Origin of the sequence: Maricaulis sp. MIT060901 (assembly GCF_047123815.1) — a bacterium.
Taxonomy (GTDB): Bacteria; Pseudomonadota; Alphaproteobacteria; order Caulobacterales; family Maricaulaceae; genus Maricaulis.
Genome location: NZ_CP138920.1, coordinates 1,156,491 through 1,175,641, shown reverse-complemented (window position 1 = coordinate 1,175,641; position 19,151 = coordinate 1,156,491). Strand labels below are relative to the sequence as shown.

The following is a 19,151-nucleotide window of genomic DNA, read 5'->3' as shown; positions in this document are numbered from 1 at the left end:
GACAGGTCATGGGGATCAAGCGTAAGTCCAAGCTTTGGAGCCAGGTTGGCGCCATGGCCTTGATGGGGGGACTGGCTGCCTGTGGTGGCGAGATGGGCGAGGGTGGATCCGAGCACGGCCAGCCGGTTGATGACCAGACCGCACTCTCCAGCCACGCCGGTGAAGGCGAGGGCGAAAGTGGTGCTGAAGGTGAAAATGAATCCGGTGGTGGCGGCGAGTTCGGCATAGATCCGGAGCTCGCACGTCAGGACCCTGTCGTTTATCTGAGTGCGCTTGAAGTCATTCGCGCCCACTACCTGGCCGGTATCGGTGCGCTGGAAGATGGCGGACGTTCTGCTGCGGCGGAAATGTTCGCGCATCCGATTTCGGAGATCTATGTTGATCTGGAAGAGGTTGTGGTTGCGCTGGGAGCCGAGAACTTCCTCGATCTGATGTCCGACGCGTCAGCGGCGCCTTTTGACGGGCGAAGCGATGAGGAAGTGGGCGCAGCGGTGACGCGCGTGCTCAACGCCATCAACGCAGCCGAGACCTTTGCACCGGCCACCGAGGAAAGCGAAGCCAGCGTCTATGCCAAGGTGATGGCAGGCCTGATCCATCGTGCCGTGTTGCAGTACCAGTTCGCTGCCGCTGAACCGCGGGCGGTCGAGGCCTATCTGGACGGTTTTGGTTTCGAACGGGCGGCCTCTGACATCGCGGGTCGGCAGATGCCTGCGATCCGCATGGAAAACGCGGCGCTGGCGGATGCGCTGGAAGCTGCGCTTGCAGCACTGGCAGAGGTCTATCCGACGGCCGTACGACCGGAGGCCTTTGACGGTGACGTTGATGGCCTGTTTGCGGCCAGCGATGCCATCACCGCCGTGATCAAACCCTGACCTGCAGGACGGGTCAGTCGGGCGTCTTCCGGCGCCCGGCACGCTGGCCCAGCACGATATGTCCCAGCGGGATGTATTGCAGGACATGGTAGAGCAGGACGGGCAGACCCAGTCCCATAATCAAACCGGCCACCAGGTGCAGGGCGGGATTGTCCAGCCCCATTCCTTCGAGCAGCCGGCGTGTCGCTGATGTCCCGAAGACGTGCCAGAGATAGATCGCGAACGAATACGCTGCCAACGGCCTGAGCCATCGCAGCGCCGGTGAGGCATGCATCACGATGATGATCAGCGAGAGGCTCAGCAGGAAACCGTTCCAGCTTCGAAAATTCGCTGTCAGCTGGGTGTCCTGCATGTAGGCGTAGGCCATCGGATAAAGCGCGGTCGCCGTCAGAAGTGCGGCGCCCAGAAGCCACCATCTGGTCTTCTCCAAGACATGCTCGAACCGCGTCAGAACGAGCCCAAGCACGAAGAAGGGCAAAATGGCCAGCATGCGATTGGTCGCCCAGATATCTTCCGGGAGCGCGAACGGGGTGAGAATAGGCAGACAGCCGAGGGTAATCGCGATCCACAGGGCCCGTTCACCAGCTACTCGCCAAATCAGGTATGCCCCCCGGACATCATGATGAAGGCATTGATGAACCAGAAGTGGGCGTAGGGCATGACCAGTGTGTCGATCAGCTGATCCAGGCCGAAAATGCCAAAGCGTGTGCCCATGACTGTCGAGATCGCAGCGAAGGTGAACATGGCGATCAGGGTGGGGATCACGACTGTACGCACGGTGTGGCTCAGGAATCGCGCAGGCGACATCTCGGTGCGCCCCAGCATGGCAAAAGACAGGCCTGCGAGCAGGGTATAGAGCGGCATGGAGAGATAGCTGAGCATGTCGAATGTCGCGAACAGAAGGGAGTCGCGCTCAAGACGCAGGCCGGTTTCCGGTTTGTCGCCGACGATATGGATCAGCACAACCAGCAGGGTGCCGAGCGATCGCAGGGCCGCCATGTCGTAGAAACGCGGTGTTGCCTTGGCAATGCTGGTGTCTTCATGCGTGTCCAGTTCGGCGATGCTAAGCTGGTGCCAGCCTTGCGGCAGGTCGGACAAAATGGCGCCGAGACGGATTTCAAGGTCGACGAACTCGATCGAGGAGGCTTCCAGTTCATCGAAACTGGTTTCAGGTGAAATGTGCTCGCCGGGGAATTGTTCCCGGAAAGCGGCGAGAATTTGCTGCAGCCTGGGTCCTTCGACCCTGGTCTCAGGTTTTGCTGACGCTTCGATTAGGGCCAGGGCGGTCTGGTAATCAGGTTTGCCGTTTGCCTTGAACGGTATGTGCTCTGTAGAGCAGGTGTGAAGCCGGCTGGCCGGAATACCCAGCTCTTCACTCAAATCCGCCGCGACCGATTCCGCGTCGCTGACCTTTGTCAGCACCAGGCCCAGAAAATCGTCCCGGCCGGTTGCGAGGCCTTCGATGCCCTGGCTGGCCAGGCGTTCTTCCACGGCATCAAGGCTGACACGTTTTCCGGCGATCTTGAGGAAGCGCGCCGCGCGGCCCTGCAGTGTAAACAGCCCGTCGGCATCGAAACTGGCGAGATCGCCTGTGCGGAGGCAGTCGGTCTCCGGTGGTCGGGCCAGATCATCTTTCGTTGTGGCATACCCCATCATCACATTGGGGCCGTGATAAACCAGCTCGCCGGTGATGCCTGGGCGGGTGATGGCGTTCCCGTCCGCGTCGATCAGGCTTAACCTTCCGCCCGGAATGGCGCGCCCGATGGAGCCGGGGCGCGAGGCTGCCAGATGCGGCGGCAGATAGGACAGGCGTGGGGCCGCCTCGGTTTGCCCGTACATGACATAAAACGCCCAGCCGTCCGCGTCTCCTTGCCGGGCTAGGGCCTCGACACGGTCGGGCGACAGGCGTCCGCCCGCTTGTGTGACATACCGCAGGCTCGGGGCGTCGGTGGGGAACAGGCCCGTTTTCTCGATGAGTTTGAAGTGCTCGGGCACGCCGGAAAAACTGGTGCAGTTGTGCGCGCGGAAATCGGCCCAGAACGCGTCCTCGATCAGCGATTTTCCCGTGACCAGCAGGCGACCGTCTGCATGCAGATGCGAGTTGATGACGGACAGACCGAAGGAATAGTCCATCGGCAGGCCGGTCGGTGCGCAATCCCGGTGGGTGAGCTCGAGATACCGGCAGATCGCCTCGGCATTGCTGCGCAGGTTTTGGTGCGACAGGCGGACCAGTTTCTGTTGTCCGGTCGAGCCGGAAGTTGAAAGCAGCAGGGCGAGGTCGGGGTGCAGGGGTGTGTCGCGGTGAGCTTGTCGAATGTCGAGTGAATCGTCGTGAGCGGCGTAGACGTAAAGGACCGGAAATTGCTCTAGCAGCTGTTGTTTCTGTGCTGTCGCCTCAGCATCGACGAGCAGGGCCGGACACTGGGCGTGCAGGCTTGCGAGATAGGCGAAGACCGCGTTGACCGAGTTGTCCGTTTCGATCAGCACCACGCCGCGGCCGGCTTCAAGCCTCAGTGCGAAGAGTTCGATGCGATCCGACAGCGTTTTGTAGCTGATCTGCTCGCGGCTTGAGGCGCAGATCAGCGCAATCCGGTCCGGATTGTCGGATGTCAGCCGCATATGCGCGTCAAAAGCCATACCAAAGCCCCCTGGTGCCCATGCTTAGGGCAGCTGGCCCCGGATTAGAAGAGCATCGCTATTTCAGGGGGCTGCAGTCCGCCCTCGCGGATTGAAAAAGCGGGACCTGCAAGCGGTGGAGGAAGAGGTGACAGCGGTCGTCACCACTTCCTCCTGACCGACAAACAGGTGCTCGCGGGGCTCAGCCAGCCGCCAGCACCGGCTGGCGCGTGTTGTCGAGCGCCTCCATCTGCTCGATGAGGCGTATGCCCAGCCGGGAACAGGTCAGATCTCCGCCGAGGTCGCCGGTCCATTCCCGGTTGGCATGCATGCGGTCCACGGCCCGGCGGATGAGGGCCGCAGCCTCGTTCTCGCCGAGACCGGCCTCGAGCAATTGCGCGGCACTTTCGATGGCGCCAAACGGATTGGCCTTGTCTTCGCCGGCAATGTCTGGCGCCGATCCGTGGATCGGTTCAAACAGCCCGGGACGCTCTCTGCCCAGCGAAGCCGAGCCCAGAAGTCCGATGGAGCCCGGCAGCATGGAGGCTTCGTCGGAGAGAATGTCGCCGAACATGTTCTCGGTCAGCACGACATCGAAATCGCGTGGAGCGCGCAGCAAATGCATGGCTGCCGCATCGACATACATGTGATCCAGCGCGACATCGGGGTAATCCTGCGCGCCCAGCTCGCTCACAACGGATCGCCAGAGCTTGCTGGTAGAGAGCACATTGGCCTTGTCGACCGACGTCAGCTTGCCCCGGCGCAGGCGCGCCTGTTCAAACGCCACCCGGGCGACACGCTCAATCTCGTGGCGGCTGTAGGTGCATTTGTCGCTGGCGGAATTTTCGCTGACCTCGCGCTCGCCGAAATAAATGCCCCCGGTCAGCTCCCGCACGATCAGCATGTCCGCACCCTCGACCAGTTCCTGGCGCAGGGGCGAGCGATCGGACAGGGCCGGATGGACGCTGGTCGGACGCAGATTGGCGAACACGCCGAGTCCCTTGCGCAAGGCAAGCAGCCCAGCCTCCGGACGTTCCGGCGCGTCATCCCATTTGGGACCACCGACAGCGCCCAGGAAGACCGCGTCGGCAGCCTGACAGGCCTTCAACGTGTCCGCGGTCAGCGGTTCGCCGTGCGCATCGATGGATGCACCGCCGAAATGCTGACTGTTGAAGTTCAGCTTGATCCCGGTCTGCAGGGCGGCCTGTTCCAGTGCGGCCCGGGCCACGCGGGTTACTTCCGGACCGATGCCGTCACCGGGAAGCAGGACGATGTTCCAGCTCATGCTGCGGCCTCCTCGAATTGGCGGATCTCGTCGGCCTGATCGAGCAGATACCCCATCGGGTCATTGCCGCTGAGCAGGCAGTGCCGGGCGAAGGGTTCGATGTCGAAATCGAAACCCGGCCCGCCGGAGATGTGTACGCGGGTTGCTTCCAGATCGATCTCGACCTCAGCGCCCGGATTGTCCAGCAGCCATTGATGCGCCGCTTCCGGGGCGACGATCGGCAACAGCCCGTTGCGTGCCGCGTTGGAGCGGAAAATGTCGGCGATCTCGCAGGAAATCACGGCGCGAAATCCGTAATCCAGCAAAGCCCAGGGCGCGTGCTCGCGCGATGAACCACAGCCGAAATTGCGCCCGGCCACCAGGATGGATGCGCCGCTGGCATCGAATCCGCTGAGGGGCGAACCGGGCCTGGGCGAACCCGATGCGTCGAACCGCCAGTCATGAAAGGCAAACCGCCCCAGACCCGTCCGAGAGGTCGTGGTCAGGAAGCGGGCCGGAATGATCTGGTCCGTGTCGATATTCTCGCCCGCGAGATTGAAAGTCCGGCTTCTGATCGGAAATGTCTCAGGCATATTCCGCCTCCTTGAGTTTGGCCGGATCCGTGACACGGCCGGTGACGGCGGAAGCTGCCGCGACTGCCGGACTGGCCAGCATGGTTCGTACGCCAGGACCCTGACGGCCCTCGAAGTTGCGGTTCGATGTCGAGACGATGAGCTCGCCCGGTGCGCCCTTGTCGCCATTCATGGCGATGCACATCGAGCACCCGGCTTCACGCCATTCGGCACCGGCTGCCTTGAACACCTTGTCCAGGCCTTCTTCTTCGGCCTGCGCCTTCACCCAGACCGAGCCCGGTACGACCAGCGCGGTGACACCCGGCGAGATCGCTCGTCCGCGCATGATGTTTGCCGCTGCCCGCAGATCGGAGATGCGGGAGTTGGTGCATGAGCCGATGAAGACACGATTGACCTTCTGGCCTGACACGGTCTCGCCAGCAGCGACACGCATATAGTCCGCCGCTTTCCGATCGCTGTCATTGCGATAGGCTGGAACGGCATCATTCAGCGCGATCGCGGTATCCGGCGCGGTGCCCCAGGTAATCATCGGGCGCAGGCCCTCGACATCGACAACAACCTCGCTGTCGAAATGCGCGCCTTCATCCGTGTAGAGCTCACGCCATCGCGCGACGGCCTGGTCCCATTCAGCCCCCTGCGGTGTGCGCTTGCGACCATCCAGGAAAGCGACGGTCTTCTCGTCCGGGGCGACCAGGCCGGCTCGGGCACCGGCCTCGATGGACATGTTGCACAGGGTCATTCGCCCTTCCATGTCGAGCGCGGTGATGGCGTCGCCGCTGTATTCGATGACATGGCCCGTTCCGCCATCCACCCCGATCTTCGCGATGATGGCGAGGATGATGTCCTTGGCGGATGTGTTCGGCCCCGGACGTCCGGTCACATGAACGCGCATGGATTTCGGCTTGCGTTGCAACAGGCATTGCGTGGCCAGAACATGGCCGACCTCGGTCGTACCGATGCCAAAGGCGAGCGCGCCGAAGGCACCATGGGTGGCCGTGTGGCTGTCGCCGCAGACAATGGTCATCCCCGGCTGGGTCGCACCCAGTTCCGGACCGATGACGTGCACGACGCCCCGGTGTTCGCTTTCCCAGCCATTCAGTTCGATGCCATGACGGGCGGTGTTGGCGTAGAGCGTTTCCACCTGCGCTGCCGCTGCATCGGTGGCATAGGGCGGTGGCGTGCCGGCCTTGAAGGGCAGGGTCGGGGTGGAATGGTCGATCGTCGCGAGAGTGCGATCGGGACGACGCACCTTGAGGCCACGGTCCTCCAGCTCGGCAAAGGCCTGCGGAGAGGTCACCTCGTGCACCAGATGCAGGTCGACATACATCGTCGCCGGCGTGTCCGGGGTCTCGGCCCGCACGATGTGTGCGTCCCAGATCTTATCGAAGAGGCTTCTAGGCGACATGCTGAACCTCCATCGCGTCATCATGGACCGGGGTCAGCCAGTTCCAGCGGTCTTCCGTCTCGCCACTGAACAGGCCAAAGAAGCGCTTCTGCATCAGTTCGGCAACCGGTCCGCGCCCGCCGCAGCGAACAACATGCCCGTCGACCGAGCGCACCGGGGTGATCTCGGCGGCCGTGCCGGTGAAAAAGATTTCGTCAGCGACATAGAGGCTTTCGCGTGACAGTGTCTGTTCGCGCACATCGAACCCGTCGGCCTCGGCCAGCTTGATGACCGCATCGCGGGTCAGGCCGGAGAGGATGGACGACGAGGTCGGAGGCGTGCGGATGACACCGTCGGAGACGACAAAGATATTCTCTCCCGCGCCTTCGGAAACCAGTCCGTTGACGTCCAGCCCGATGCCTTCGTCGAAACCGCGATCATGCGCTTCCTGGCTGATCAGGACGGATGAGAGGTAGTTGCCGCCGGCCTTGGCGCCGGTCGGGATGGTGTTGGGTGCTGCCCGGCTCCAGCTGGAGATGCAGCAATCCACGCCCTTGGACAGGGCTTCCTCGCCCAGATAGGCGCCCCAGGGGAAAGCGGCGATGGCGACATCAACCTTGGCGGCCTTGCCCGGCATGACGCCGATCCCGCCATAGCCAAAAAAGGCGACCGGACGCAGATAGGCGTCGCTGAGCCGGTTCGAGCGCACGACATGGCGGCAGGCCTTCTCCAGCTCTCCCTGCGTGTACGGCAGCGGCATGCGATAGATCTTGGCCGAGTCAAACAGGCGGCGGATGTGGTCCTGCAGCCGGAAGATCTGTGGACCCTGCGGTGTCTTGTAGGCGCGGATGCCTTCAAAGACCGAGGTCCCATAGTGCAGGGCGTGGCTCAGGATATGGGTTTGCGCATCGTGCCAGTCGATCAGCTCGCCATTGCGCCAGATGAAGTCAGTTTCCTGGATAGACATGATAAATCCTTACATGACAGCGGGTTGCGCTGTTTGCTGTGGGGTGTGTGGCGCCGGCTGGCGCTCGAATGCGAAAAGCAGGGAGTCGATGGCGGCAGTGACCACATCGGGTCCCCGTGCCCGGCCGCGCACACGCTGGCCTTCCAGATCGACCTCAATCTCGGCGACAAATTCACGTCCCGTCTGCGAGCGCAGCATCTTGGTTTCCAGGCCAATGACATCGGCCTTGCGTCCGGTGATGCGCTGGACAGCGGCAAAAGCCGCAGCGACCGGACCTTCACCGGACGCGATATCGGAGACCCGACCGCGATCCGGGTGGGACAGCTCGACACGTGCAAACTGCTTGGGACGCGGACCTGCTGTTGTGCGCAATTCGGTCCGCATGACCTGCCAGGCCGACCCGCTTTCGCTATAGCCTTCCATCAGGCTGACCAGGTCTGCATCGGTCACTTCGCCATGGTCATCAGCCAGGCGTTTGAATTCGCGGAAAACCTCGTTCAGGCGTTCCGGATCCGGCTGGTAGCCCAGCTGGGCCAGGCGCTGATTCAGCGCGTGTTTGCCGGAGTGCTTGCCCAGCACCAGTTCCGAGCCCGGTGCGCCAACGCTTTCCGGAGTCATGATTTCATAGGTGCGGCGATCGGCGATCATGCCGTGCTGGTGGATCCCGGCCTCGTGGGCAAAGGCATTTTTGCCGACAATCGCCTTGTTCGGCGCGACCGGGGCACCGGTCAGGCGCATCAGTTTCTGACTGGCCGGCCAGAGCTGCGTGGTGTCGACGCGCGTTGCGGCAGGGAAGATGTCCGGGCGTACATTGAGCGCCATGACCAGCTCTTCCAGAGAACAATTGCCCGCGCGTTCACCAATACCGTTGATGGCGCATTCCACCTGACGGGCGCCGGCCTGGACGGCGGCGAGGCTGTTGGAGACAGCCAGACCCAGATCATTGTGGCAATGGGCGGAGAAGATCACGTGTTCAGGCCGCTCGACTTCGCGCATCAGGCGTTCGAACACGCGGCGGATTTCGCCGGGTTCACTGACCCCGACCGTATCGGGCACGTTCAGCACATCGGCGCCATGGGTGGCGGCGCATGCCATGGCTTCGGTCAGGAAGTCGTCCTCGGTACGCAGTGCGTCCTCGGCGGAAAACTCCACCTCGTCGAAACACTCAGCGGCATGGCTCAGCGCGGTTTCGATCGCCTTGAGTACTTCCAGTCGCGACATGCGCAGCTTGGCTTCACGGTGGATCGGACTGGTGGCGAGGAAAATGTGGATACGCTTGCGGCGTGCCGGAGACAGGGCCTCGGCAGCCGCATCAATATCCCCGATCGAGGCACGCGACAGCGAGCACAGGGTCGGGCCCTCGATCTCGCGAGCGATTTCTGTGACGGCTGCAGCGTCTCCGGGAGAGGCGGCGGCAAAACCGGCCTCGATCACATCGACATGCATGGCAGCAAGCAGTTGCGCCAGTTCAACTTTCTGCGTCGGTGTCATGGAGAAGCCCGGCGCCTGTTCTCCATCGCGCAGTGTGGTGTCGAAGATCCGGACGTGATCCCCGGCAGCCGGGTGGTTTATTGCGGTTGTCGACATGACGGCTCTCCTGGAGGCATGGCGTGGCTGGCCATGTGGGCCGGCATCGGGGTGTGGACGTCCATGACGTCGAACAGGCGGGAAAGCTGGCGTGTGAGGACGTCCAGCGAGCGCTCGCCGCGTGGCGTGATGCGCGCAGCGATATCGGTCACGCCGTCCTGTGCGGCCGTCTTGTCCAGGCTCTCGATAATGAAACCGCGGCGCTCGATATTGCTGAGCAGGCGCACAAGGGCACCCTCGCGCTCGGCGAGTTGAATTCGAATATTGTGCATGGATCAGTCCTCCATCATTTCTGCATTGGATTTGCCTGGCGGAACGAGCGGCCAGACGTTTTCGCGCGGATCGATCAGGCAGTGGGCCAGGATCGGTCCGGTGGCGTTGAGCAGTCGCTCAATGGCGCCGGGCACCTCGTCGCGACTGTGAATGGTGAAAGCTTCGACGCCGAAGGACCGGGCGACCTCGGCAAAGTCCGGATTGTCGTAGAGATCGATCTCGGAGAAATTCTGGTCGAAGAATAATTCCTGCCACTGGCGCACCAGGCCCAGCGAGGCATTATCCAGCAACAGGATACGGATCGGCACGCCGTAACGACGCGCGGTTGCCAGTTCCTGGATATTCATCATGATCGAGCCATCGCCGGTGACGGTGACAACCTTGCTGTCCGGGCGCTCCAGCGCAGCACCGATGCCGGCGGGCAGGCCGTAGCCCATCGCGCCCAGGCCCGCGCTCGTCAGATGGTTCTCCGGCCGAGCGAAGCGGCAATGCTGGGCCACCCACATCTGGTGCTGGCCGACATCACAGGCAGCGATGAAGTCATCGCCGGCGGTTTCAGACAATTCCTTCAACAGGCCAGGCGCGTAAATGCCGGAACCGGGCGCGTCATAGCTGAACGCGAACTCCTGCTTTCGGTTGCGGCACAGGGTGCGCCAGCTGTCGATTGCCAGATATCCCGCATCCAGCCGCGCCAGCGCGTCTTGCAGATCACCGCGAATAGCGGCGTCCACGCCGCGCAGCTTGCCGATTTCGGCGTTGTCGAGATCCATGTGGATGATGCGGGCATGGGGGGCGAACTGATCCGGCTTGCCGGTTGCGCGGTCATCGAACCGGGCGCCGCAGCAGATCAACAGATCACTCTCCTGGACGGCCATGTTCGCGGCGCGGGTTCCGTGCATGCCCAGCATGCCGAGATAGTTCTGGGCGTCCGGATGAGCGCAGCCAATGGCTTTCAGCGTGGCCACGGTCGGGATGCCGGTGCGTGCCATGAAGTCTCGCGCCGCTTCCACCGCATGCCCGAGGGCAATGCCCCCACCCATGTAGAGAACAGGTCGCCGGGCGGCCCGGAGCAGGCTGAGCGCTTCCTCGATACTGTCATCGCTGGCACGGGACGGAGCTGGTGTCGGCGCGGACATGGCCGTTTCAAACGCCATGCTCGCCTGCAGCGTATCCTTGGGCAGATCGACGAGGACCGGGCCGGGTCGACCTTCCTCGGCGATTTCGAAGGCCTCGCGGATGGTGGCCGGAATGTCCTCGGCATGACGCACGATCATGGAGTGTTTGACGACCGGCAGGCTCATGCCGAACACGTCGACTTCCTGGAAGGCGTCTGTGCCCATCAGGGTCGAAGGAACCTGTCCGGTCAGGATGACCATGGGCACGCTGTCCATGTAGGCATTGGCGATTCCGGTCAGCAGATTGGTCGCGCCGGGGCCGGACGTGGCCAGGCAGACGCCCGCCTTGCCGGTCAGGCGCGCCTGCGCGTCGGCGGCAAAACTCGCGGCCTGTTCGTGGCGGACAAGTATGTGTTCGAGTTTCGAACCGACCAGCGCGTCATAGACGGGCATGATTGCCCCGCCCGGATAGCCGAAGATCCGGCGTACGCCGAGATCTTCCAGCGTCCGCACCACGGCGTGGGCACCCGTCATCAGCTGGCGGGCTTGCGCGTCAATCTCGGCGGCGGGCAGGGCGGTCATGTTTCTCGTCTCCTCGTTGGGCCGGTTAGTGGGCGTTGGCGCCCGGCTGCAGCCAAGGCATGTCGGCGCGCAATTGCGCCCCGGTCTTTTCAATCGGGTGTTCGAGATCCTTGCGCAGGAGCGCGGCGTATTGCGGCTTCCCGGCCTGGTTCTCAGTGATCCAGTCGCGGGCAAATGTGCCGTCCTGGATGTCCTTGAGGACTTCGCGCATGCGGGCGCGGGTCTCGTCATTGATCACCCGCGGACCCGAGCGCAGATCACCGTAGATCGCGGTTTCGGAGATGAATTCATGCATCTTCCCGAGCCCGCCCTCGTAGAGCAGGTCGACGATCAGCTTGAGCTCGTGCAGGCATTCGAAATAGGCGACTTCAGGCTGATAACCCGCCTCGGTCAGGGTCTCGTATCCGGCCAGGACCAGCTCGGTTGCGCCGCCACACAGGACCGCCTGTTCGCCGAACAGGTCAGTCTCGGTTTCCTCGGCGAACGAGGTCTCGATAACACCGGAATTGGCGCCACCAATGCAGGAGGTATAGGCGAGCGCCCGTTCGCGCGCCTTGCCGGTCGCGTCCTGGTGCACTGCGAACAGGCAGGGCACGCCGCGTCCCCGCTCGAATTCACGGCGAACGAGATCGCCCGGGCCCTTGGGCGCCACCAGCATAACATCGATATCGGCTGCGGGTTGGACGCGCCCGAAATGGACGGAGAAACCGTGAGCGAACATGAGGGCGTTGCCAGCCTCCAGGTTCGGGGCAATCTGCTCACGGAAAATCTCCTCATGGGTCATGTCCGGGGTCAGGATCATGACGATGTCGGCTTGTTTCGCGGCATCGGCCGGTTCGGCAGTGGTCAGACCATCTTGGGCAGCGCGCTGGGCGCCGGTACCGCCGGCACGAACGCCGACGATGACCTTGCAGCCGCTGTCCTTGAGGTTCATGGCGTGGGCGCGGCCCTGGCTGCCATAACCGATGATGGCCACGGTTTCCGACTTGAAGTCGGTTGTGTCGATTTCGAAATCACTCCGGCGAGGAGCCTGGGTCGGGCGGGTCATGCGAAAATCTCCTGTTCGCGATGTGTCTGTGTCGTTTTGGATGTGGCTTGCCTGGCGGGCGGTGGGGCAGTGACAGCCCCTCGGGAAGCCGAACTGACGAGGTGAGCGTACTTGTCGAAAACGCCCCCCATGCGATTGGGCTGAGGCGTGATCATGGAGCGGCGGCGCGCTGACAGATCGGCATCCGTATCGATCCGGCGCGCTTCGACATCGATGTGGATCCGGTCGCCGTCCATCAGCAGACCGATGGCGCCACCAGCGGTGGCTTCCGGGCTGACATGGCCGATAACGAAGCCTTTCGATGCGCCGGAGAAACGTCCATCCGTGATCAGGGCAACATCTTCGCTGAGATCCTGGCCGACCAGCGCCGCCGTGACTGCAAGCATTTCGCGCATCCCGGGGCCACCCTGGGGGCCTTCGCAGCGGATGATGACGACATCACCGGCCTTGATCTGATTGGCTTCGACGGCCGCAAACGCATCATCCTCGCACTCGAAAACGCGGGCCGTACCAGCAAACGCGCTGCGGGAATGACCGCTGAGTTTGAGAACCGCGCCCTCCGGAGCGACATCGCCATAGAGTACGCGGAAGCCGCCATCGGGTTTGACCGGGTTCTCGACGCTGTGGATGACGCGCTGGTTGGGGCTTTCCTCGGCCTTCGAGAACTCTTCGAACAGGCCTGCGCCGCTGACGGTTGGAGTGTCGGCGATGCGACCGGCCTGCATCAGGCGCTGACCGAACAGGCGTGTGCCGCCGGCGAGGAACATGTGGTGCGCGAGGAAGCGCCCGCCCGGTTTCAGATCGGTGATGACCGGCGCCTCCGATGAGACTTCGTCAAATGTGTCGATGGAAAAGGCAATGCCGGCCTCTGCTGCGATGGCAGCCAGGTGCAGGACGGCATTGGTTGAACCTCCGCTGGCCGAAGCGGCGATCGCTGCATTGCGCAGCGACTTGGGGGTGATGAAGCGGCGCGGATTGACCGCGGCTTCGACCAGCTCGACCGCCCGGATGCCGCACTTGCGCGCTGCATCTGGCTTGTCGGGGTGAGGGGCGGGGATGTCGTTGACGCCCATGGGCGAGAGTCCCAGGAAGCTCAACATCATCGCCATGGTATTGGCCGTGAACTGACCGCCACAGGCGCCTTCGCCGGGGCAGGCGGCTTTCTCGACCGCTTCCAGTTCGGCATCGTCGATTGAGCCGCAGGCATGAGCGCCGACGGCCTCGAAAACATCCTGGATGGACAGCTCCTGGTCGCCCTTGCGACCCGGCATGATCGTGCCGCCATAGAGGATGCAGCCGGGAATATCCGCGCGGACCAGGGCCATGGCAGCGGCCGGGATGGTCTTGTCGCAACCCGCCAGGATGATGATGCCGTCCAGGCTGTGTCCGCGCACGGCCAGCTCGATGCTGTCGGTGACCACCTCGCGGGAGATCAGCGAGGCGCGCATGCCCTCGGTGCCCATGGTGATCCCGTCGGACACCACGACCGTGTTGAAATCGACCGGAAACCCGCCGGCTTCGCGAACGCCTTCACGTGCGGCATCCGCCAGCTTGTCCAGGTGCATGTTGCAGGGCGTGATCGTGCTCCAGGTATTGATCACGCCGATCATCGGCTTGGCGAAATCCTCGTCCGTCATGCCGGTGGCGCGCAGCATGGCGCGCGCCGGGGCGCGGGCGGGACCCCTGGTGATCGTGTCGGAGGATTTGGGAGAATGCTGGTTCATCGTGTGTCCTGTGCGGCCAGCACGAAAAAACCCCGCTCCTTGTGGGAGCGGGGTTCTTCGTGTCTGCCTAGTCTTGCTTTGCTAGATGGCAGGCGTCGTCGCCGCTCCCGTTATCTGGGCGGTAATAAGCACCACAAGAATAAGCACGAGACCAAGCGTCCGCACGCCCGGCTGGGCGGCGACGGCAATGGTCTTGGATGTGGTCGTGCTCGGGTTCATGAGAACCGGTTCCTGTGTTTGCTGCGCTGCACAGTTACCGGGCTGGGATGCGATTGCAACCCCAAGAAAGAAAAAATTATGCGCGCGGCGCGCTGTGTTGCGAAAACGGCGCAAAAATCGTGCTCGCGGGGAGCAATGCTCGCGCGCGCGAAGACGGGCTGCAGCTCACAGCGAATTCAATGCAGCGGCGTGGTGACGCAAATGGTCCTCGATGAAGCTCGCGATGAAATAGTATGAATGATCATACCCCTCATGGCGTCGCAGGGTGAGGGCCTGTCCCGCTTCCGCACAGGCGGTTTCGAACAGGTCAGGACGCAGTTGCTGGTCGAGAAACTGATCCCCCAACCCCTGGTCGACCAGGATGTGCGCGCGGCTCGGTTGCTTGCGAACCAGGGCGCAGGAATCGTGTTTTTCCCAGTCTGATTTCCGGTCGCCGAGATAGGTGTAGAACGCTTTTTGACCCCAGGGCACATCCATCGGCGCGACAATGGGTGAAAAAGCCGATACGGAGCGGAATTTTTTAGGGTTTTTCAGGTGAAGCGTCAGCGCGCCATGGCCACCCATGGAGTGGCCTGTAATGCCCTGGCGGCTCATGTCCGCAGCAAAGCTTTTTTCAATCAGTGCACTGAGTTCTTGGACTATATAGCGGTCCATGTGGAAGTGCTGCGACCAGGGCGCCTGGGTGGCAGACAGGTAAAAGCCTGCGCCCTGGCCCAGATCATAGCCGTCATCATCGGGCACAGCCTCGCCGCGCGGACTGGTATCCGGGGCGATGACCATCAGCCCCAGCTCGGCGGCGACACGCTGCAGGCCGGACTTTTCCATCACATTCGACCAGTTGCAGGTCAGTCCCGACAGATACCAGAGCACCGGCACCGGTCCGTCCTTGGCTTGCGGAGGCGTGAAGACGGCAAAGCGCATCTCGCAGTCGCAAACGTCGCTGTCATGGTCAAAAACGGCCAGCTCGCCGCCAAAGGAAGTCCAGGAGGACACCGGTTTCAGGGTCATGTCTATCGTCCGCGTTTGACCTGTTGGATGAGCGCTTCCAGCCCGTTGAGAAAGGCGGAGCGGTCCTTTTGGGAAAAGGGTTTGGCGCCAGAGGTGATGACGCCGGTCTCGCGCAGGTCGGTCATCAGATTGCGCGTAGCGACAGCCGAACCGATCGTATCCGGCGTGAAGGCCTTGCCGCGCGGATCAATGGCGCGGGCGCCGGCCTTGAGGCAGCGGTGGGCGAGCGGGATATCTGCGGTAACACAGATATCGCCGGGGCCGATCCGTTCGGCGATCCAGTCATCGGCAGCGTCCAGCTTGCCCTCGACAATCACCAGTTTCGCCCAGGGCGAACGCGGCCGCATCAACCCGCCATCACAGACCAGCAGGATTTCGGAGCGGTGTCGTTCACCCACCCGGATAACCTCGTCTTTGACGGGGCAGGCATCTGCGTCGACATAGAGGATCAAAACTCCACCACGCTCCGGATGCTTTCGCCGGCATGCATCAGGTCGAAACCCTTGTTGATGTCTTCCAGCTTGAGCTTGTGCGTGATCAGGTCGTCGATATTGACGCGGCCTTCCATGTACATGTCGACGATCTTGGGCACGTCGGTACGGCCTCTCGCGCCGCCAAAGGCGGAGCCGCGCCAGACGCGGCCGGTGACCAGCTGGAACGGGCGGGTCTGGATTTCTGCGCCGGCCGGTGCAACGCCGATGATGACGCTTTCACCCCAGCCCTTGTGCGCACATTCCAGCGCCGCGCGCATGACCTCGACATTGCCGATGCATTCAAAGGAGTAATCTGCACCGCCGCCGGTCAGCTCGACCAGGTGGCCGACAAGATCACCCTTGATGTCCTTGGGATTGACGAAATCGGTCATGCCGAACTGGCGCGCCATCGCCTCTTTGGCCGGATTGGTGTCGACACCGACGATCTGGCGTGCGCCCACCAGTTTGAGGCCCTGGATGACATTGAGGCCAATACCGCCGAGGCCGAACACGACCGCGGTGGAGTTCGGCTCCACCTTGGCGGTGAACATCACCGCGCCGAGGCCTGTGGTGACGCCGCAGCCGATATAGCAAATCTTGTCGAAGGGGGCGTCCTTGCGCACTTTCGCCAGCGCGATTTCGGGCAAGACAGTGTAGTTCGAGAAGGTCGAAGTGCCCATGTAGTGCAGGATCTTCTCGCCCTTGTAGGAGAAGCGCGAGGTGCCGTCCGGCATCACGCCCTGGCCCTGGGTCGAGCGGATCGACTGGCACAGATTGGTCTTGGGGTGCAGACAATAATCGCATTCGCGACATTCCGGCGTGTAGAGCGGGATGACATGATCGCCAACCTTGAGGTCCTTCACGCCCGGGCCGACCTCCACGACAACACCCGCGCCCTCATGGCCCAGGATCGCCGGGAAGGCGCCTTCCGGGTCCGCGCCGGACAGGGTGAACTCGTCGGTGTGACAGATACCGGTCGCCTTGATCTCGACGAGGACCTCGCCCGCCTTGGGGCCTTCCAGGTCAACCTCGACGATTTCGAGAGGTTTTCCGGCTTCGAACGCTACTGCAGCTCTGGTTTTCATGATGTGTTCCCCTCAGAAGTGTCGGGAGCGAACCACTTCTCAACCGGGCTCGCAATCCATTTCTTGGCCGCAAGATGTTTCACCCACTGTGTTAGCCCTAACATCCGTGCTATAAACGTTCGGAACCCAAATGAAGGCGTGCCCGAATGGCTGAGCTAGTCCCAGTAGAACCATTTGATATCGTTGTTTTTGGCGCGACGGGAGACCTTGCGCTGCGCAAGTTGATTCCGGCGCTCTTTCACCGCTGGTGCGACGGCCAGATCCCGGCGGATTCGCGCATTGTTGCGGCCTCCCGGGAGGAGATGGAAACCGCGAAGTACTGGGAGCTCGCGGCTACTCATGTGCTCGACGAAACCTCGTCCGACAATCGCCGCAACCGCTGGAAGGATTTCCTTGATCACGTCACCTATGTCGCCGTGGATGCCACGGGTGCAGGTGAGGGATGGAAAGCGCTCGCAGACGCGCTTGACGATGCCGAGGACAAGATCCGCCTGTTCTACCTGGCCCTGCCGCCGTCTCTCTATGGTCCGGTCTGTGCCGCCATTGGTAAGCACAAGCTGAATACGGCCAATGCCCGGATCGTGCTGGAAAAGCCCATCGGGTCGAATTTCCACACGGCACGCGAGATCAATGACCGGGTTGGCCAGGTCTTCCCGGAGAACTCGATCTTCCGCATCGACCACTATCTGGGCAAGGAAACCGTCCAGAACCTGTTGATCCTGCGGTTTGCCAATTTCCTGTTCGAGCCGATGTGGAATGCCAACGGCATCGACCACGTCCAGATCACCGTGGCGGAATCGCTCGGCGCCGGGCAGCGCGCCAGCTATTATGACCGTTCCGGCGCGTTGCGCGACATGGTCCAGAACCACCTGCTCCAGCTGGCCTGTCTGGTCGCGATGGAAGCACCGTCCTCCCTCGACGCGGATGCGGTTCGCACCGAGAAGATGAAAGTCCTCCGCGCCCTGCGCACAGTGGATGCCCACTCCGTCTCCCATGACGTCGTGCGTGGCCAGTATCAGTCCGGCGCTGTCGACGGTGAGGGTGTTGACGGGTATGCCGAAGAGGTCGGCCATGACAGCCAGACCGAGACCTTTGTTGCTATCCGCGCCCACATCGACAACTGGCGCTGGGCCGGCGTGCCTTTCTACATGCGCACCGGTAAGCGCATGGCCGCACGCCGCAGCGAGATCATCGTCCAGTTCAAGGATGTGCCGCATGATGTGGTCGGTGCCAGCAATGCCGGCTCCCACCCCAATCGCCTCATCATCCGCCTGCAGCCGGATGAGGGGGTCAAGCTGATGCTGACCACAAAGGATCCGGGGCCGGGCGGGCTGCGCCTGCGTTATGTGCCGCTCAACCTGAGTTATGCCGAGCATTTCGAGAAGGATTACCCGGACGCTTATGAGCGCCTGTTGATGGCCGTGGTGCGCGGCAATCTGGGCCTGTTCATGCGCCGTGACGAGGTCGAGGCAGCGTGGCGCTGGGTGGATGGCATCATCCAGGCCTGGGATGACGGCCAGGCGAAACTCTATGGCTATCCGGCGGGTACAGACGGTCCGACCCAGTCCGCCCTGTTGTTGGCAACGGAAGAACGGGAGTGGTTCGATGCCTTCAGCGCTTGAGCTAGAGATGACCGAACACACCTCGGTGGAGGCGATGGCCGTGGCCCTTGCGGCAGAGATTGAAGCGCGCCTGGCCAACGCGATCGCAGAGCGCGGTGCGGCATCGCTCGCCGTCTCGGGCGGTTCCACGCCGAAACCCCTCTATCAGCGCCTGTCAGACGCCGATATCGACTGGTCGAAGGTTACGGTCGTTCTCGTGGATGAACGCTGGGTCGATCCGGGCGAAGCGGGGTCCAATGAGGATTTTGTTCGAACGAGCCTGATCCAGAACAAGGCCGCTGCGGCGAGCTTTATCGGTCTCAAGACGGCGGGTCTGAAACCTGCTGACGGTCTGGCCGAGGCGGAGAGCCGCCTGACAGACCTGCCCCTGCCGATCGATGTGAGCATTCTCGGCATGGGCAATGACGGGCATACAGCATCCTGGTTCCCACACGCTGTCGGACTGGATGCCTGTCTGAACGCGGACCGGTCGCTGCTGGCGGCGGTGCGTGCGGAACGCTCCGAGGTGACCGGCGATCATCTCGACCGCATCACCCTGACCCGTCGACCGATCGCCCGTTCCGGTGTGATCTATCTGATGCTCAGCGGCGAAGCAAAGCGCGAGGCGCTTGCGGCCGCGGCGGGTGGCAGTGATATCGCCCAGATGCCGGTGCGTACCCTGCTGCGGGACGAAACCCTGCCATTCCAGATCCATTGGGCCGGTTGAACGAACGAGGCGC

The 19,151-nt window shown here is 62.7% G+C and carries 18 protein-coding genes; 3 read left to right on the top strand and 15 right to left on the bottom strand.

Annotated features, from left to right (window positions below; all coding sequences use genetic code 11):
• The first annotated feature begins 8 nt into the window (after window positions 1–8).
• A complete protein-coding gene (locus SIC17_RS05935) occupies window positions 9–872 on the top strand; it encodes a hypothetical protein (RefSeq protein WP_412546680.1) in 864 nt (287 codons plus the stop codon).
• 13 nt (window positions 873–885) lie between these two features.
• On the opposite strand, the gene SIC17_RS05930 is transcribed toward SIC17_RS05935, so the two are convergent.
• From SIC17_RS05930 to SIC17_RS05860, 15 genes are all read right to left on the bottom strand, one after another.
• Entirely contained in the window at window positions 886–1,410 is a 525-nt protein-coding gene (locus SIC17_RS05930; RefSeq protein WP_412546904.1) for an acyltransferase family protein, read from the bottom strand.
• A 59-nt stretch (window positions 1,411–1,469) separates the two neighbouring features.
• A complete protein-coding gene (locus SIC17_RS05925; protein WP_412546679.1) occupies window positions 1,470–3,509 on the bottom strand; it encodes an AMP-binding protein in 2,040 nt (679 codons plus the stop codon).
• A gap of 181 nt (window positions 3,510–3,690) precedes the next feature.
• Complete coding sequence (leuB, locus tag SIC17_RS05920) at window positions 3,691–4,773, bottom strand: 3-isopropylmalate dehydrogenase (protein WP_412546678.1); 1,083 nt, start codon at window positions 4,771–4,773, stop codon at window positions 3,691–3,693.
• On the bottom strand, window positions 4,770–5,345 hold the full coding sequence (gene leuD / locus SIC17_RS05915) for a 3-isopropylmalate dehydratase small subunit (RefSeq protein WP_291895028.1): 576 nt from the start codon (window positions 5,343–5,345) through the stop codon (window positions 4,770–4,772). Before leuD ends, leuB begins: the two co-directional genes overlap by 4 nt.
• Window positions 5,338–6,750, bottom strand: a complete 1,413-nt coding sequence (gene leuC / locus SIC17_RS05910; protein ID WP_412546677.1) for a 3-isopropylmalate dehydratase large subunit — start codon at window positions 6,748–6,750, stop codon at window positions 5,338–5,340. Before leuC ends, leuD begins: the two co-directional genes overlap by 8 nt.
• On the bottom strand, window positions 6,740–7,696 hold the full coding sequence (locus tag SIC17_RS05905; RefSeq protein ID WP_291895026.1) for a branched-chain amino acid transaminase: 957 nt from the start codon (window positions 7,694–7,696) through the stop codon (window positions 6,740–6,742). The genes leuC and SIC17_RS05905 overlap by 11 nt, the downstream gene beginning before the upstream one ends.
• Before the next feature lie 9 nt (window positions 7,697–7,705).
• The gene (locus SIC17_RS05900) at window positions 7,706–9,283 is read right to left on the bottom strand and encodes a 2-isopropylmalate synthase (RefSeq protein WP_412546676.1); all 1,578 of its coding nucleotides are present in this window, start codon (window positions 9,281–9,283) and stop codon (window positions 7,706–7,708) included.
• Window positions 9,265–9,555, bottom strand: a complete 291-nt coding sequence (locus SIC17_RS05895; RefSeq protein WP_291899235.1) for an ACT domain-containing protein — start codon at window positions 9,553–9,555, stop codon at window positions 9,265–9,267. The genes SIC17_RS05900 and SIC17_RS05895 overlap by 19 nt, the downstream gene beginning before the upstream one ends.
• A gap of 3 nt (window positions 9,556–9,558) precedes the next feature.
• Window positions 9,559–11,253 (bottom strand): acetolactate synthase 2 catalytic subunit, encoded by a 1,695-nt coding sequence (gene ilvG / locus SIC17_RS05890; RefSeq protein WP_412546675.1) that lies wholly within the window; start codon window positions 11,251–11,253, stop codon window positions 9,559–9,561.
• 25 nt (window positions 11,254–11,278) lie between these two features.
• Complete coding sequence (gene ilvC / locus SIC17_RS05885; RefSeq protein ID WP_412546674.1) at window positions 11,279–12,301, bottom strand: ketol-acid reductoisomerase; 1,023 nt, start codon at window positions 12,299–12,301, stop codon at window positions 11,279–11,281.
• The gene (locus tag SIC17_RS05880; RefSeq protein WP_412546673.1) at window positions 12,298–14,025 is read right to left on the bottom strand and encodes a dihydroxy-acid dehydratase; all 1,728 of its coding nucleotides are present in this window, start codon (window positions 14,023–14,025) and stop codon (window positions 12,298–12,300) included. The genes ilvC and SIC17_RS05880 overlap by 4 nt, the downstream gene beginning before the upstream one ends.
• A gap of 81 nt (window positions 14,026–14,106) precedes the next feature.
• Window positions 14,107–14,244 (bottom strand): hypothetical protein, encoded by a 138-nt coding sequence (locus SIC17_RS05875; RefSeq protein WP_412546672.1) that lies wholly within the window; start codon window positions 14,242–14,244, stop codon window positions 14,107–14,109.
• A gap of 165 nt (window positions 14,245–14,409) precedes the next feature.
• On the bottom strand, window positions 14,410–15,252 hold the full coding sequence (fghA, locus tag SIC17_RS05870; protein ID WP_412546671.1) for an S-formylglutathione hydrolase: 843 nt from the start codon (window positions 15,250–15,252) through the stop codon (window positions 14,410–14,412).
• 2 nt (window positions 15,253–15,254) lie between these two features.
• A complete protein-coding gene (locus SIC17_RS05865) occupies window positions 15,255–15,704 on the bottom strand; it encodes a YaiI/YqxD family protein (RefSeq protein WP_412546670.1) in 450 nt (149 codons plus the stop codon).
• Window positions 15,701–16,810 carry an S-(hydroxymethyl)glutathione dehydrogenase/class III alcohol dehydrogenase gene (locus tag SIC17_RS05860; protein WP_412546669.1) on the bottom strand — a complete coding sequence of 370 codons (1,110 nt, stop codon included), beginning with the start codon at window positions 16,808–16,810 and terminating at the stop codon, window positions 15,701–15,703. Before SIC17_RS05860 ends, SIC17_RS05865 begins: the two co-directional genes overlap by 4 nt.
• 146 nt (window positions 16,811–16,956) lie before the next feature.
• Here SIC17_RS05860 and zwf point away from each other — a divergent pair, with 146 nt between their 5' ends.
• A complete protein-coding gene (gene zwf, locus SIC17_RS05855) occupies window positions 16,957–18,432 on the top strand; it encodes a glucose-6-phosphate dehydrogenase (protein ID WP_291895006.1) in 1,476 nt (491 codons plus the stop codon).
• Window positions 18,416–19,138, top strand: a complete 723-nt coding sequence (pgl, locus tag SIC17_RS05850; RefSeq protein WP_291895004.1) for a 6-phosphogluconolactonase — start codon at window positions 18,416–18,418, stop codon at window positions 19,136–19,138. Before zwf ends, pgl begins: the two co-directional genes overlap by 17 nt.
• Window positions 19,139–19,151 lie beyond the last annotated feature (13 nt).

Excerpts from the sequence above, each read along its gene's own strand:
- leuD (WP_291895028.1), bottom strand. The coding sequence starts at position 5,345 with ATGCCTGAGACATTTCCGATCAGAAGCCGGACTTTCAATCTCGCGGGC.
- SIC17_RS05905 (WP_291895026.1), bottom strand. The coding sequence starts at position 7,696 with ATGTCTATCCAGGAAACTGACTTCATCTGGCGCAATGGCGAGCTGATC.
- SIC17_RS05925 (WP_412546679.1), bottom strand. The coding sequence starts at position 3,509 with ATGGCTTTTGACGCGCATATGCGGCTGACATCCGACAATCCGGACCGG.
- pgl (WP_291895004.1), top strand. The coding sequence starts at position 18,416 with ATGCCTTCAGCGCTTGAGCTAGAGATGACCGAACACACCTCGGTGGAG.
- SIC17_RS05900 (WP_412546676.1), bottom strand. The coding sequence starts at position 9,283 with ATGTCGACAACCGCAATAAACCACCCGGCTGCCGGGGATCACGTCCGG.
- SIC17_RS05875 (WP_412546672.1), bottom strand. The coding sequence starts at position 14,244 with ATGAACCCGAGCACGACCACATCCAAGACCATTGCCGTCGCCGCCCAG.
- SIC17_RS05935 (WP_412546680.1), top strand. The coding sequence starts at position 9 with ATGGGGATCAAGCGTAAGTCCAAGCTTTGGAGCCAGGTTGGCGCCATG.
- ilvC (WP_412546674.1), bottom strand. The coding sequence starts at position 12,301 with ATGACCCGCCCGACCCAGGCTCCTCGCCGGAGTGATTTCGAAATCGAC.
- zwf (WP_291895006.1), top strand. The coding sequence starts at position 16,957 with ATGGCTGAGCTAGTCCCAGTAGAACCATTTGATATCGTTGTTTTTGGC.
- SIC17_RS05860 (WP_412546669.1), bottom strand. The coding sequence starts at position 16,810 with ATGAAAACCAGAGCTGCAGTAGCGTTCGAAGCCGGAAAACCTCTCGAA.
- SIC17_RS05880 (WP_412546673.1), bottom strand. The coding sequence starts at position 14,025 with ATGAACCAGCATTCTCCCAAATCCTCCGACACGATCACCAGGGGTCCC.
- leuB (WP_412546678.1), bottom strand. The coding sequence starts at position 4,773 with ATGAGCTGGAACATCGTCCTGCTTCCCGGTGACGGCATCGGTCCGGAA.
- ilvG (WP_412546675.1), bottom strand. The coding sequence starts at position 11,253 with ATGACCGCCCTGCCCGCCGCCGAGATTGACGCGCAAGCCCGCCAGCTG.
- SIC17_RS05895 (WP_291899235.1), bottom strand. The coding sequence starts at position 9,555 with ATGCACAATATTCGAATTCAACTCGCCGAGCGCGAGGGTGCCCTTGTG.
- fghA (WP_412546671.1), bottom strand. The coding sequence starts at position 15,252 with ATGACCCTGAAACCGGTGTCCTCCTGGACTTCCTTTGGCGGCGAGCTG.
- leuC (WP_412546677.1), bottom strand. The coding sequence starts at position 6,750 with ATGTCGCCTAGAAGCCTCTTCGATAAGATCTGGGACGCACACATCGTG.